Genomic DNA, 15065 nt, shown 5'->3' with positions numbered 1-15065 from the left:
CAATATGTTTAAATTCGTAATAAATGAAACTGGAAAATTTCACTTCGGTAGTCTTATTTATTACAAAGGTGAAAATTCTTTTGACTTTGTACCGAGTAGAAATGCAGATATTACACTATTAGTGGGTTATGTACATATTGGCGTTGATTCAGAGACTATGACAGTTCAACAAATATGGGGACTTCATCCATATGAGGGCTGGATTCAAGAAACATTGAATATTCCTAAGTTTATAGAAGGTGAATTGATAGTTGAAGGGGATATTCAACCAGGTATGACGTATAGACTTAACGGAATTGAAAGATGGACTACAAAATTTGATTCGCAAACGGGATGGGTTTGTATTGGAGAAAGTGAGACAATAAAAAGTGATACTGCCATAAAATTTGCAGAGAATACGATTGCTATAATCAACAATAGTAAATTAAAATCACTTTGGCTTAAACCACAATTAGAATAGATGAACCCTTACAGACACCTTGAAAAGCTTGAAATTTAGCCAGTTTGCAGCAATCACAGACACTTAAAGGGTGGACATTGTTCAAATTACAGCTACCCAAGGAAAAATGGACATCGTTTGTTCACAATCTCAAGCGGTCGGCATTGCCGGGCGCTGTGAACCGGCGGGTGCGCCCAGAGGTGCACCCGCCTTTAACCTGCACAGTTTTCGACCCCTAGGTCCACCATGGTTCAGGCTGATTATTTGGGATGATATTTTGGGCTTTTGTTTCTCCCGCAAAAGGCGGCCAATTTCGTTTTCAAAGTTGCCAAAGTTTACCCTACCCTTGCTGCCAGAAGCGGACACAGGGGCACACAATTGCTCACGTTTAACACATAAATCGCTGTTGCTGATGCATCAGATATAAATGACAAATACGCAGCCTCAGTAGATTGTCGATAACGAACATATACACTGGGTTGTATCCCATGGTTCATGGTGAACCATGGATTTACAGGAAATCTGCTCTATGGTAAAATTTGCGCCAGAGGGGGGTATAAGGGGGTAAAGCTTATTCCGAAAACCCTTCTCCTTTTTCTTTTTCTGCACGATATATTTTGCCTTCACCGAAGAAATAACTTGCAATAACGTTCAGACAGAGTTAACATCACACACCAAAGCAAATAACCTGTTTGAAACGGTGAGTCTTGCGGTAGATAGTGAAGGATGTTAACCCATCCTTGGCTTACGATCAACGCAAAAGTGCACCCATGATGAAGAAAAACGATGAGCATGACGCTTATTGCGTGGCCACGGTGCTGATCAACCAGCTTCATACCCTGCCCGACGCAAAACCGGAGGATAACCATTGGACACTGTCCCAGCTGGTCAACCGCCGGGACACTCTTGTCAAAGAGGGTATTCGGCTGAAGAACGGTTTGCATGAGCAGGTTTCTGTTGCTTACCCAAGCTACCGTAGATTTTTCTGTGATATTGACCGGAAGACGGCACTGTATTTTTGGAAACACTATCCGTCACCCATCCATCTGCGGAATAAATCCATTGATGAGCTGTTTGGAGAATTGAAAGCGATTGCCTCCAATACAACGAAAGGTAAGATTGAATTCATAGTTGAATGTGTCCATCATGATGGGGATACAATACGGGAGTACCAGGAGTCCAGGGATTTTATCACTCAAAGCCTTGCCCGTTGTTTGGAGCAGCAAAAGGAAGAAATAGCTTTAGTCGATTGTGAAATCGAAAAGATGCTGAGGTATTTTGACTATAAACTCACAACCATACCGGGCGTCAGCATAGCCACAGCAAGTAAGCTGATTGCCGAAATCGGGGATATACGCCGTTTTCCCAGTGAGGATAAACTCGCCCGTTATGCAGGGATTGCACCCATCAAGTTCAGTTCCGGCGGCAAAGGCAAGGAGCAAAGCTCAAAACAAGGAAACCGTGAGCTGCACGGATTATTTTATTTTCTGGCGGTATCCATGGTCACGGTTCCCAAGACAGGAAAGCCGAATCAGCCTGTATTTTACTCCTATTATCAGCGTAAAATCAGCGAAGGCAAGACAAAACCCCAAGCGTTGGTCTGTATTATGCGACGATTGGTCAACATTGTTTACGGGATGATGAAGAACAAGACGGAGTATCGGCCCTTTGTGGTTGAAGATCATGTTGTAGAAGAACAGTAGCAGCATTGAGATTATTTTTGAAATTGAATATGGGTTCCCAACCTTAATCTGAGATATAGATTCTTCCACCTGAGGGTGTGGGGAAGATAAATGATATACCTTTATCAAAGCTACAGCATGAGTTTAAGCATTCAAGTGATTTTGGTGTTACTGGAAATTGGAATAAAGCAAGTGGAGAAGTATTTAATACTGCTATTAAAAATCATATAAATAGTGTTACTAATCCAATTAAAGGCACCTATAGAGGGACAATAAATGTAACTCATTACTACGATCCTGCTACAGGAGTTAACGCAATGGTTGATTCGGCTGGTAATTTTGTTGCAGGTTGGAAATTAAGTCCACAACAAATAACAAATTTGTTAAAGAACGGTAATGTTCAATAGCGTTTTTAAGTGATATATGCTTTATTGGCTAAACAACTAATGTTTAGCCAATAAAGCTTCTAAAATTAGGAGGGAAGACTATGGAATCTTTTGAAATAACATTCTTTTGTTGTAAAGGAGAAAATGACGAAAGTTCAATTAATAAATTAACGAAAAAGTTTGAGTTATATGATAATTTTAACAAAAAAAGTGTTATTGAATTTTTCAATGATGACGAAAAGGATTTTGTTGAATTTAGGCTAAGTATTTTTGATTTTGTTATTATACCAGATAATTTTAATGATGTATTTTCTCGTTTATCTCAATTTGTCAGTTCGGTTTTTCAAGGAATGCATAGTGTTAGGGTTGCAACAGGTGTTTATGAGCTAACTTATTATTTAACTGAGAATAAAAAAAGCATTTTGGAATTTGATAAAGAATTTATGAAGAAATTTCCAATTGTGTTTTTTAGGGTTGGACAGGACTATGGCGTTGGTCAACAAATTTTTAGCGATGATAACATCAACTGCATTTTTTATAAAGAGGCTCAAGATATTTTATAATTACCATGACATCACTTTTGATGGCATAACAAAAGCCGTAAATAGATGTGACAGAAACCCCGTCCCTCTGTCAGGTGATGGAACCAAAAGAATAAGATTTGATATAAATAATACTTCTCCACACAATAATCCTCACGGTCACATTGAGGAAAAAGAATGTAATCATGGTTTGTCCCAGAACACTACGCCACCCTAACCCTCGCGTTATTAGCATTATCCGGTAAGAAATACCCTGCTGGTGGCTAGATACCGGAATGCAGCATTTGTGTAATAAGTCTTAGCGTAGCATTAGGGCTGCAGGCTTTCTTGGCAATAACAAAATGTTTTGCTGGAGGATGAAAGCAGTGACCACAGCTACAGTTCTTATGAACTTAATTGTAACATCTGGGACCATGACTATAAAGCAACTTATTAATAATGTAGGTATGACAAGATGACCAACAATTCATTTAATACCTACAGCATAAAAAATAAGTCTATAGCCTCTTTGATTGAGGTCTATAAACTTATTATACGAGGAGGGTATAAATGAGAATTCTTAAATGAGGACTGCAATAAATCAATGAAAAATGCTCTATTGTTGCTTACAATTCAAGAAGCAAGCGAGTTGAGAGATGATCTTGAGAGGTTAATATCTCAGAAAATATTTAACGACCATAGTCATATTAATGATTCGAATTATGAGCATGAGTTAACGATTGCATTGTACAATCCGGATAATATAGAGGAATTTAACGAAAGAACTAAAAAGTTAATATCACATAATGAATAACATCTCATGGCTGGGTCAGCAATGATCCCTACGTGTTCCTTGACAAATGCGGATTTCCGCACATCATGACCCCCTACACAGCACCTATAAAAACAGCTATAAATGCGGGTTTCTCGCCATTCACAGCACCCTGCACAGCACAAAAACCGTTTTACAGCACCCTAAGCGAACCGCTATAACGCCGGCACTGCCGGCGTTTGTGGCTGCGAGGGGCCGCTTGCGACCACCTCGCTTTATCCTGCTCTTTTTTCTACCAAGGATTTACGCTATTTGCCTGTCCTTAAATCGGCACGACAAGCTTAAATTGAGTGCCGAGGGCATTCATCCCCCATCCTTCTGTTTAAAGGGGACACAAGGCATTACCGTGGGTTACAGGGGTAAGATTGAGGGTGGATACGGCTGAAAGAAAAAAATATTTGTGAACCCCTATGAACCCCTCTTTTCAAAGAAAACCACCTGTGGTAAAATTTGTGCCAGAGGGGGGTATAAGGGGGTACGAAAATTCTTCCTTTTTTCTTTTTCTGAATGTGACAGCTTGGAGACAAACCATATAAATGACTTGCAATAAATTTCAAACAGAGTTAACATCACACACCAAAGCAAATAACCTGTTTGAAACGGTAAGTCTTGCGGTAGATAGGCTGTCGCGCCCTTGCCCGTTCTTATGAACGAAGGCTATCATCTGAGGTTGCCGGTACTCGGGGCTTTATGAGGATGCAGGAAAAGAGAAGGGATGATATGCAGAGAAGAGAAAATTACCTCTATGTCGGTATGGACTTGCATAAGGACACCCATACCGCTGTTCTGGTGAATTGCTGGAATGAGAAACTCGACGTTATTGTGATTGAAAACAAGCCCAGCGAGTTTGTTAAGCTGGCGAAGAAGGTTGACAGGGTGGCCTTACAGCTGAATTTGTCACCGATTTACGGATTGGAAAATGCCTACGGCTATGGCAGGAGCCTTGCAGTCTGGCTAATTGAAAAAGGTTATACGGTGAAGGATGTTAATCCGTCCCTGGCTTATGACCAGCGCAAAAGTGCGCCCATGATGAAGAAAAATGACGAGCATGATGCTTACTGTGTGGCGACGGTGCTGATCAACCAGCTTCATACCCTGCCCGATGCCAAGCCGGAGGACAACCATTGGACGCTGTCCCAGCTTGTCAACCGCCGGGATACCCTTGTTAAAGACGGTATCCGGCTGAAAAATGGTTTACATGAGCAGGTTTCAGTTGCCTACCCAAGCTATCATAAATTTTTCTGTGATATTGACCGGAAGACGGCTCTGTATTTTTGGAAAAACTATCCGTCGCCTATCTATCTGCGGAATAAAGCCGTTGATGAACTGTTTGAAGAATTCAAAGCGATTGCGTCCAATACAAGAAAAAGTAAGATTGAATTGATATTTGAATGTGTTTATAATGACGGTGACACGATACGGGAATATCAGGAATCAAGGGATTTTATCACGCAAAGCCTTGCGCGCTGCCTTGAGCAGCAGAAGGAAGAATTAGCCCTGATTGATCGTGAAATCGAAAGAATGCTGGAGTATTTTGATTACAAACTAACCACAATACCGGGCATCAGTATTGCCACAGCAAGCAAACTGATTGCCGAAATCGGAGACATACGTCGTTTTGCAAATGCTGATAAACTGGCTCGATATGCAGGAATAGCACCAATAAAGTTCAGCTCCGGCGGCAAAGGCAAGGAGCAAAGTTCAAAACAGGGTAACCGTGAGCTGCACGGATTGTTTTACTTTCTGGCGGTTTCCATGGTCACGGTTCCAAGGACAGGAAAGCCGAATCAGCCTATATTTTACGCCTATTATCAGCGTAAAATCAGTGAAGGCAAGACGAAATCACAGGCGTTGGTCTGTATTATGCGTCGCTTAGTAAACATAATTTACGGCATAATGAAAAATAAGACGGAGTATCGCCCTTTTGTGGTTGAAGATCATGCCGCAGAAGAACAGTAATGATTGTTACAGTAGAGAATGAAACTATGCTATAATTTTTAAAAGTGAATGCGGGTTCTCAACCTTAATCTGATATATATATTCTTCCACCTGAGGGAGCGGGTAATACTCAAGAGGGAAATGATGCAAAAGATTGTCCAGGAGCAAAAGGTGAAATTACAGGGTATACAAATCATGGTAAAGAACAAGCTGAAGGACGTGACGGAGGAAGAGGTGTATCAGAAGAAGCTATAAATGATACAGTTGAAAATCCTAATAAAGTTGAAGTACAGCAGGATGCTTATGGTACTAAATATAAATATGTAAGTGATAAAGCTGTTGTAGTATTAAACGAAGCAGGCGAGGTAGTTACGACATACGCTAAGGGTTCGAAATGGTGGAGGTAAGAAAAATATGAAAGGATTAGCACAAGACTCAATCGAATTATTAAAACAATGCATAATAAAACATAATGATTCGTTTTTATGGACGCTGGAGCAAGAGAATGAATCTAAAATAACGGAGGAAATTTATAATGATTTACGTGAAATAGTTTGCGACGAATTAATGATTAGTGGTTTTGATAAGGATGATAATGTTAATGAATATGGAGTAGTTCTTGAAAAATTAATAGATGATATTGGTGATATTTTTATGACATAATGTAGTATCAGCTTAAGAATAAAAATAATTATTATATGAATTTTACAACATAGGTCACACAGTTTCGGCTGTTGTGGCCTTTTTCAATGCGATAAAATATATGTATTCTACAGTTGAGCTAAAAAGTAACATAAATCATAAAAATTGGACACTTTTTGAGAGACATCAGATAAAGTATATGGGGAGGAGATTTAAGTATAAATTACGAGACGTTGAAACTGATGTGACCAATCTGTTTGCATTACACCAAGGTAATTACAAATAATGTAAATTATGTATTTACATTAATAGGTAAATATGATATACTTATAACATCAAATAGTAATGGAGGTAATCATTAATGGCTGATTTAATTAACATTCGCCTTACAAAAGATAGTCCAGAAATAGAAGCTATGGATGAAGCAGCAAAAGCACTCGGTATGTCAAGAAATGAAATGATAATCAAAGCTATCGGCATGATGATCAGTTTTGACAAGGTGTTTTACAAGAAGCTTGAAGCGTATAGCGAGAAGATGAAGGTTCCAATGTGGACAGCATTACAGAACATGACTATCAAGCGTTGGGCACAGGACGCTGCCAAAACAGCGGTGTGGGGAAGTAATCCCGAGGTACTTATCGAGTTTTCAACTACAGAAGATGGAACAATCGCACCAAGGGAACTGTATGAAATGGCTTATCAGATGGCTTTTGATGCAGAAGCAAAAGAACGGATTGCTGCTCTTGACAGAGAGGTTAGTACCGGATTACCACTTAGAAATGAAGATAACGCTTTTTATGAAAAGTACAAATACAAATACGGCTGTGTTCCAAGAGAGCATGACAGGAACACATTTGCCTACTGGGAAAATGAGATAAGTGAATCAGAAGCTTTGGAAAAATTCAAAGGAGGTAAAGGTAGTGGCAAAAAGCAGTAAAGTGTATATCGTTCGTTGCCCTCACTGCAATCACAGAGTATTTGATGCCAATTATGCAGATGTAGTAATCAAATGTCCGGAGTGCAAGAAAGTCTTTGAAGTAAAGCTTGAGAAGGCGGTGTGAAAATTGAATAGATCTGGCACAGAGCCACAAAGGGAGCAGATGACTCACCTATAGAGCCTGGCAGATAGTCTTAAAAAACTATTTGTCGGCTCTTATTTTATTCCGACAAGACAGGGGGTGAGAAGTAACATGGAAAATATAATGATTGAGGCAGCTTTAAAATATGCAGAGGCAAATATCCCAATCATGCCACTGTACTGGATTTGTGAGGATGGCTCCTGTTCTTGCAGGAAAGGTCAGAAATGTGACAGTAAGGGAAAGCATCCGATTTATAGTGGTTGGTACAAAAATTCCACTACAGATACTCAGCAGATTACACGATGGTGGACAATTAAGCCAAATGCCAATATAGGCATTCCCACAGGCGAAAAGTCCGGTTTGCTAGTACTTGATGTAGATGATGGCGGTGGTGCAACTCTGGCAGAACTGGAAGCTACAAATGGAAAACTACCGGATACTGTTACTGCTATTACTGGTAGTGGTGGCAAGCACTATGTATTTAAGCATCCTCAGGGCAGAAACATTCCGAATAAAGTAAAGTTTGCACCGGGACTTGATACTCGCTCAACAGGGGGTTTGATAGTAGCAACACCAAGTGTTCATACAAGCGGTAATCGGTATCAATGGTTAGCAGAGCATTCGCCCTTTGACATAATACCGGCAGAAGCTCCAGAGTGGTTATTAAAACTTATGGAGGAGAAATCAACGCTTGTACCCTTTAGTAAGCCGAATAAAGCAGTTCGCAGTATTTCAGTAACAATTGATGAGGGAAGCCGCAATAGCACACTCACAAGCCTTGCAGGAACCATGAGAGCTAGGGGAATGACAGAAGAAAGCATCTATGCAGCATTGCTTGCTGAAAATATTGCGAGATGTAATCCGCCACTTGATGAGGTGGAGGTTAAAGTTATTGCACATAGTGTTAGCCGATACCAGCCAAATTCTCCACAGAAGAAGTATTATCACAGAACCGATAGTGGAAATGCTGAGAGACTTCGTGACAGGTTTGGTGAAATCATTAGATACTGTCCAGCTTTCAAGTACTGGCTGGTATATGACGGCATTTACTGGAGGAGAGAAACAGGTGAACTGATGCAATTTGCCATAAAAACAGCTAGGGTTATGCTTACTGATGCAAGCCAGATAGAGGACGAAGCCACAAGGAAGGAGCTGGTTCGTCATGCGATGCTGTCAGAGAATGCAGGAAAGTTGAAAGCCATGATTGACGTGGCTTCAAATCTCGAAGGATTGATCATTTCACCTGATGACCTTGATGCTGATCCATGAGATTATAGCCATGATTGAAAAGGATGGAGACACAAGGAAGGACTATCAGCCGGAAAGGGATTTTATTGTCAGAAATATCGTGAAGGAAATCAAGCATAACAAGGAACTGATAGTTGAAATCGATGAGGAATTGCGAAAGCTTCTACCGTTAACAGGCTACAAGCTACATACCATGCAGGGAATAGACCTTGTAACTGAGGCACAATTAATCTCTGAAATTGGTGATATCAATCGCTTTCCTGACTCCGACAAACTGGCTCAATTTATGGGCTTGGCTCCTGTGAAGTTTAGTTCTGCCGGAAAAGGCAAAGACCAAAGGTGCAGGAATGGTAACAGGACATTGAATGCGATATTTCACTTCCTTGCACGACACCCTGTATTTCGGGAATACTTCGAATACAAGGTCAAAGAGGGCAAGAACAAGCCGCAGGCGCTTGTGTGCGTGGCAAGGCGGTTGGTGAGGATTATTTACGGTATGATGAAGACCAAGACAGAATACAGACCGTATGAAAAAGTTGACGAAAAGAACTGATTTAAAAATGTGGGCTTAAAAGCCTTGGAAGTATTTTCTTTTTTTATTGAGTAATTGGAGCGGAAATAATATAATGGTATTAGTCCTTGTAGTGAGGGAGCGGGTAATTCTACGGTAAATTCTATACCAAATAGGTACCCGTGGAATGAATTTCCTACAACAGGAAAGCATCCATTTGAACCACCAGTTGATAAGGCAGGGAATCCAGTATTAAAGAAGGGTCCTAAGGGTGAGGTAATAGATAAATATGGTAATGAGTGGACGATGGATAAGCAAGGAGCTAAAGTTGGTAATCCGCATTGGGATGTTACTCATAAAGATGGCTCACATACAAATGTAAATCCTGAAAGTAGTGAAAATGCAGGAGAAGTCAATAACGGAAAAGATAACTTTAAATAAGGAGTGAAGATATGAGTATCATAACGGAATCGTTAGAAAATGACCCAATTGTTATAATAGCTAACTTTGTTGCATGTGAAGATGGTGTGGAATTTGATTGGGAATTTGCGCGAGAATTTGAAATAGGGGAAGTAGTATATTTTGTTGATTTTTTTAAAGACAGTAATACGAAACAAGAATATCTCCAGTGGTTTATAAAATTTCGGACAAAAGAAGGAAAGTTGTATTCCGCAACGCAACGTCTTTTTGTATGTGAATATGAATGGCAAGATATAGTAGAACATGTCAAAACAAATTATATAAAGGAGATTATTTTGTATGGGAAAATATAAATGTGTATGTTGTGGCAATCGAACATTAAGTAGTGAACCACCAGGAACATTTGAAATTTGTCCAGTGTGTTATTGGGAGGATGACAATGTGCAATTTGATGATCCAGATTATGAAGGTGGAGCAAACGATATTAGTCTGAATAAAGCTCGTGAGTATTATGAAAGGATAGGCGCAATTTCGGCTGATTGTTTAGGATATGTTCGAAAAGCCTCGAAAGATGAGATTTGCTTGAAAAATAATAAATATCAATGTTGCTTTTGTAATGAAATAATAACCTCAAATAATATTGACGTTACAAGTTTAATAGTGGTTGCTAATTGGGATAAAAGTGAAGAACTTCAACAAGAGCAGCAGTTATTCTGCCACATGGATTGTTTAAAAAAACTTTTATCAAATAATGTAGAACTTTATTTTGAGAATACGGAAGAGTAATATAGCGGTTAAGTGTCAATGAAAGTAGCTGTTATATAATAAGGTAATAAAGTGGAATCGTTACAACAATAGTTATTTATTGAACATTGGTCACACAGTTTCGGCTGCTGTGACCTTTTTTCTGCATTCTATTTAAAATTAGCTATTAAAATAAGTATATAAATAATGGATAACCTTCAAGTATTTTTCGCAAAATCATATTCACCTATTTGGCTGCCCGTAAATTAACCTGCGATACAACTTGTGGACGGAAAAAAATTGCCTTGGCAGCGAGAAGCAGCAGGTGTATGATGGAATCAACCGGCTGACCGAAATCAGGGATTTTAGCGGGGAGATCATCCAGCAGATCCTCTATAACGACGCCAATGCCCAGACCGTATCCTACGATGCCCTGCACCATAAGACGGAATTCCTCTACGACAAGGATCTGCGCCGGACCGGAACACGGGACGGGGAAGGATACCTTACCGCCAGGGAATACGATACCCGGGGCAATGTCATCACCCAGACCGACGGCAGGGGAAATAAAACGCACTATACCTATGACGGGGCAGACCGTCTGCTCAGTGTAACGGATGCTCTTGGGAATGAGACTGTCTATACCTATGACAGCGTGGGAAATCTTCTGAGCCAGACTGACGGCAACGGAAACTGTACCACCTACCGCTATAACGTAAGGAACCTTGTGAGTGTCAAGAAGGATCCTTCCGGCAAGGCGGATTCAGAGGAACGCTATACCTATGACAGTGAGGGCAGACTGGCATCCAAAACGGACCGGAACCAGGTCGTAACCGTCTATGCCTATGATTTTCTGGGAAGAGTCATCCTGGAAGATGCAGGAGGGGAAGCCATCCGTTCCACCTATGATGCCAACGGGAATCTCCTGACCATGGAGGATGCCTCCGGCACCACGGTAAGGACGTATGACGCGTTAAACCGTACCATAAGCAAGAGTGTTCCCCACATGGGAAAGAGTACTTATGTCTATGATCTGGCGGGAAGCGAAGCGGGAACCTATGGGGAGCGTACCACCGATCCCAAGGGGAATATAACAGAGAAGATATATGACAAGGCAGGAAGGCTGTGGGAGGTAAAGACAGGGGCAGAGACCACCGTCAATGCCTACTATCCCAACGGAACGAAAAAGAGTATCACCTATCCGGACGGAACCATCCAGTCCTACAGTTATGACAACAAAAACCAGATCGTCAGCCTGACCAATAAAGGAAGTAACGGAAGCACCCTGTCCTACTATACTTATACCTATGACGGGGCAGGAAACCAGCTGACGAAGACAGAAGCAAAAGGAACGACGGAATATAGCTATGATGCACTGAACCGCCTGGGTACAGTGAAGGAACCGGATGGGATGAAGACCTCCTATACCTATGACCGGGCCGGAAACCGGATCACAGAAAAGAAGGAAAAGGAAAATCAATCCGGGCTGGTCCAGTACGTCTATGACAGCCGGAACCGCCTGGTCTCCACCCTGTCTTCGGACGGAACGGAAACCATCTATACCTATGACAGCAACGGAAATATGATCAGCCGGATGAAGAACAAAGCGGAGGTAAAGGCAGGAGAAGCAGGGGAGAGTCAGACCGGGGAGACTGGGCAGGGTGAAGAAGGCAGCCAGACCGGAGCACCGGAACAGAACGACGGCATCCGCCAGGGAGAAAACCTGCCGGGCTTCGGGCTTACGATCCAGAGAGACAGCCAGGCCGGAACCGGAGCCTTGGAAATCAGCCTCTATACCTACAACCATTTCAACCAGCTGATCCAGTCCAAAGAGAAGGACAGTACCAGCAGCTATGTCTACAATGCCCAGGGTTACCGTGTGGAGAAGACCAGCGGAGGAAAGACCACCCGTTATCTCTATGAATGGGACAAGGTGGTACTGGAGACGGATGCTACTGGAGCGGAGACTGCTTACCAGGGGTATGGAACCAATCTGCTCACCAGAAGAGTGAAAGGGGAAAAGGCAGAGCAGTATTACTATCTGTACAATGCCCACGGGGATGTAACCGGACTGCTGGACAAAAAGGGAAGCCTGGCTGCGACCTATGACTATGATGCCTTTGGAAACATTCTGAGCCAGACAGGGGAAGCGGATAATAACATAACTTATGCGGGCTACCAGTATGATAAGGAAAGCGGACTGTATTACCTGAATGCAAGGTACTATGACAGTATGACGGCGAGATTTATCACGGAGGATACCTATACCGGTAAGAGGAATGATCCGTTGAGTCTGAACTTGTATAGCTATTGCGTGAATAATCCGATTGTATATGATGATCCGAGCGGACACCGAGCGGTAACTGTAGCTGCCTTCGCACCAGCGATACCTTATAATCCAGTGTTCATCCCTTATATTCCGGATATATCTATAGATACCTCGCCAAAAGAGATAATAAAAGAGTTAGGAAAACAGTTCCTTTCAATATTCGGGTTGAGAATATCTGATGGTACAAAAGTTAAGGGTACAACGGATGCTCCTCATTCCATTCCAGCGAAACCCTCTACGGAAGTAATTGATAAGAAAACCACGGAAATAAGGCCCGCAGCAGATATTAAAAACAATCCGGTACCTGGAAATCCGCCTAAACGAGAAACAAGCACAGCAGGCTCTGTGCCATCAAATGGTGTTAAAGGAAAAGTGGATTCCGTGCCACAACAAAAAGAAAAGGGAGAAGAGAAGACTGAGGGGGATTTTGAGGAGAAAACAGACCAACCCAATGGAACTTATGAAGATGCCCCATATCATGGTAATGTTGGTAACTCTACCAAGAGTAAAAAACCCAAAGATGGCCAGGCGGCATTAGATGGATCAGTCCCTGTAAATCCTGATACAACAACACGAAGAGTAGGTGTTAGTGAAGGAGAGATAGTTGTTCTTGATGAAACCGGAAATGGAGTTTTTCATGGACATGTGAGAACATGGGATGGATTAACACAAGATATGCAAAATGCACTGGTTAAAGGAGGTTTAACTAATAGAAAGGGGAAAATATTAAAATGAGAGCTTTATTAAAATTGAACCTAGCACCTGGTAAAGATATTGAGATATTAACATATAATGATTCAAACACCCTCTATTTCTTTGATGAAATAGAAGTGATAGCGCACATTAATCAAAATAATTTTATCTTATTTAAAGATTTTTTGTGTGAAGGAATAACTGCATTTAGAAATATGTTATTAAAAGCGGTTGATTTTGAACTTCAGATTGACCCAGCATCAATACCTCATGGTTTGGGATATAGGTGGAATATAATTTGCTATAATATTGCAAATATTATTAATGCAGATGAAGAGGATACAACTTCTCCTTATTCGCTATGGCATACCACAAGTGAGTTTTTAAAATCAACATGGGTATATAATATTGGAAAAAAAATATTTATTGAAATTAGTCCTGATTATAAATGGATTTTTTTAGAACCGACACCGGATGACAACTATATTGAGTTTAATGAATTTTTAAATAATTATCAGGTGTTAGAAGTAATTGAGGTTGATAGCGCTACTGTCAGGCAATGGGTTGAAGAGTGCGCAAATATAATTGAAGGATTAGAAAAGTGAAATATATAAGAGATGAGTTTTTATATATTATAAAAACTCAATTATCACTTATAAAGACAGTTAAAATATAGATGATGGCTCGGTGACCTAGGAAGGTTTAATAGGATGTATGACGCGTTAAACCGTACCATAAGCAAGAGTGTTCCCCACATGGGAAAGAGTACTTATGTCTATGATCTGGCGGGAAGCGAAGCAGGAACCTATGGGGAGCGTACCACCGATCCCAAGGGGAATATAACAGAGAAGATATATGACAAGGCAGGAAGGCTGTGGAATGTAAAGACCGGGACAGAGACCACCGTCTATGCCTACTACCCCAACGGAACGAAAAAGAGTATCACCTATCCGGACGGAACCATCCAGTCCTACAGTTATGACAACAAAAACCAGATCGTCAGCCTGACCAATAAAGGAAGTAACGGAAGCACCCTGTCCTACTATACTTATACCTATGACGGGGCAGGAAACCAGCTGACGAAGACAGGGGCAAAGGGAACGACGGAATATAGCTATGATGCACTGAACCGCCTGAGCACAGTGAAGGAACCGGGAGAAATGAAGACCTCCTATACCTATGATCGGGCCGGAAACTGGATCACGGAAAAGAAGGAGAAGGAAAACCAGTCCGGGCTGATCCAGTACGTCATAGATCCCTCAGGACATGTGGCAGGTTCTGTTGTGGACTACTTGAAAGCTCAGAAGCAGGACAGCAGTTATGCGGCAAGAAAAGAAATAGCAAAGGAGCTGGGTATAAAGAACTACAAGGGGAGTGCTATACAGAATACACAGATGTTGAAAATGTTACAGAAGCAGAAAGAGGAAAAAAAGGTTGTAGCGGACAATTCAGCAAAGAAAGTAGCAGAAGAAAAGGCGGCTGAGACAAAAAGGGTAGCAGGAGAAAGGAAGAAAAAGGGAGAAAATCTTCTAACATAGTAGTACCTAATAATCATACATATATTCCGCCTGGTGGTTTTGTAACGATTAGTTCCCAAATGC

Annotated in this window: 15 protein-coding genes and 1 pseudogene; all 16 read left to right on the top strand. The window is 41.2% G+C overall.

The window, feature by feature from the left end:
• Nucleotides 1-4: 4 nt before the first annotated feature.
• The 16 genes and pseudogenes from HNQ56_RS04315 to HNQ56_RS04240 all read left to right on the top strand — a co-directional run bounded on the left by HNQ56_RS04315 (nucleotide 5) and on the right by HNQ56_RS04240 (nucleotide 15002).
• Nucleotides 5-460: a hypothetical protein gene (locus tag HNQ56_RS04315; protein WP_429143180.1), complete on the top strand. Its 456-nt coding sequence runs from the start codon at nucleotides 5-7 to the stop codon at nucleotides 458-460.
• A gap of 698 nt (nucleotides 461-1158) precedes the next feature.
• On the top strand, nucleotides 1159-2142 hold the full coding sequence (locus tag HNQ56_RS04310) for an IS110 family RNA-guided transposase (RefSeq protein WP_429143178.1): 984 nt from the start codon (nucleotides 1159-1161) through the stop codon (nucleotides 2140-2142).
• A 77-nt stretch (nucleotides 2143-2219) separates the two neighbouring features.
• Entirely contained in the window at nucleotides 2220-2528 is a 309-nt protein-coding gene (locus HNQ56_RS04305; protein ID WP_429143176.1) for a colicin D domain-containing protein, read from the top strand.
• Between the two features lie 80 nt (nucleotides 2529-2608).
• Nucleotides 2609-3070 carry a hypothetical protein gene (locus HNQ56_RS04300; protein ID WP_429143174.1) on the top strand — a complete coding sequence of 154 codons (462 nt, stop codon included), beginning with the start codon at nucleotides 2609-2611 and terminating at the stop codon, nucleotides 3068-3070.
• Between the two features lie 1510 nt (nucleotides 3071-4580).
• The gene (locus tag HNQ56_RS04295; RefSeq protein ID WP_429143173.1) at nucleotides 4581-5819 is read left to right on the top strand and encodes an IS110 family RNA-guided transposase; all 1239 of its coding nucleotides are present in this window, start codon (nucleotides 4581-4583) and stop codon (nucleotides 5817-5819) included.
• Nucleotides 5820-6212: 393 nt separating this feature from the next.
• A complete protein-coding gene (locus tag HNQ56_RS04290) occupies nucleotides 6213-6461 on the top strand; it encodes a hypothetical protein (protein ID WP_429143171.1) in 249 nt (82 codons plus the stop codon).
• A gap of 340 nt (nucleotides 6462-6801) precedes the next feature.
• Nucleotides 6802-7377, top strand: a complete 576-nt coding sequence (locus tag HNQ56_RS04285; protein WP_429143169.1) for a hypothetical protein — start codon at nucleotides 6802-6804, stop codon at nucleotides 7375-7377.
• Nucleotides 7361-7501: a hypothetical protein gene (locus tag HNQ56_RS04280; RefSeq protein WP_429143168.1), complete on the top strand. Its 141-nt coding sequence runs from the start codon at nucleotides 7361-7363 to the stop codon at nucleotides 7499-7501. Before HNQ56_RS04285 ends, HNQ56_RS04280 begins: the two co-directional genes overlap by 17 nt.
• A 129-nt stretch (nucleotides 7502-7630) precedes the next feature.
• Nucleotides 7631-8788 (top strand): bifunctional DNA primase/polymerase, encoded by a 1158-nt coding sequence (locus HNQ56_RS04275; protein ID WP_429143167.1) that lies wholly within the window; start codon nucleotides 7631-7633, stop codon nucleotides 8786-8788.
• Nucleotides 8778-9320, top strand: a pseudogene (locus tag HNQ56_RS04270) (transposase); the annotation flags it as partial. The gene HNQ56_RS04275 and the pseudogene HNQ56_RS04270, both read left to right, overlap by 11 nt.
• 78 nt (nucleotides 9321-9398) lie before the next feature.
• Nucleotides 9399-9719, top strand: a complete 321-nt coding sequence (locus tag HNQ56_RS04265; RefSeq protein ID WP_429143820.1) for a polymorphic toxin type 37 domain-containing protein — start codon at nucleotides 9399-9401, stop codon at nucleotides 9717-9719.
• Between the two features lie 11 nt (nucleotides 9720-9730).
• Nucleotides 9731-10051, top strand: a complete 321-nt coding sequence (locus HNQ56_RS04260; RefSeq protein ID WP_429143165.1) for a hypothetical protein — start codon at nucleotides 9731-9733, stop codon at nucleotides 10049-10051.
• On the top strand, nucleotides 10038-10484 hold the full coding sequence (locus HNQ56_RS04255) for a CPCC family cysteine-rich protein (protein WP_429143164.1): 447 nt from the start codon (nucleotides 10038-10040) through the stop codon (nucleotides 10482-10484). Before HNQ56_RS04260 ends, HNQ56_RS04255 begins: the two co-directional genes overlap by 14 nt.
• Before the next feature lie 241 nt (nucleotides 10485-10725).
• On the top strand, nucleotides 10726-13506 hold the full coding sequence (locus HNQ56_RS04250) for an RHS repeat-associated core domain-containing protein (protein ID WP_429143162.1): 2781 nt from the start codon (nucleotides 10726-10728) through the stop codon (nucleotides 13504-13506).
• Entirely contained in the window at nucleotides 13503-14069 is a 567-nt protein-coding gene (locus HNQ56_RS04245) for a hypothetical protein (protein WP_429143160.1), read from the top strand. Before HNQ56_RS04250 ends, HNQ56_RS04245 begins: the two co-directional genes overlap by 4 nt.
• A gap of 105 nt (nucleotides 14070-14174) precedes the next feature.
• On the top strand, nucleotides 14175-15002 hold the full coding sequence (locus HNQ56_RS04240; RefSeq protein WP_429143158.1) for a DUF3597 family protein: 828 nt from the start codon (nucleotides 14175-14177) through the stop codon (nucleotides 15000-15002).
• Nucleotides 15003-15065 lie beyond the last annotated feature (63 nt).

Source organism: Anaerotaenia torta (assembly GCF_050433395.1).
Classification (GTDB): Bacteria; Bacillota; Clostridia; order Lachnospirales; family Lachnospiraceae; genus Mobilitalea; species Mobilitalea torta.
The sequence above is the reverse complement of the archived record's forward strand: the minus strand, read 5'-3'. Positions and strand labels throughout refer to the sequence as shown.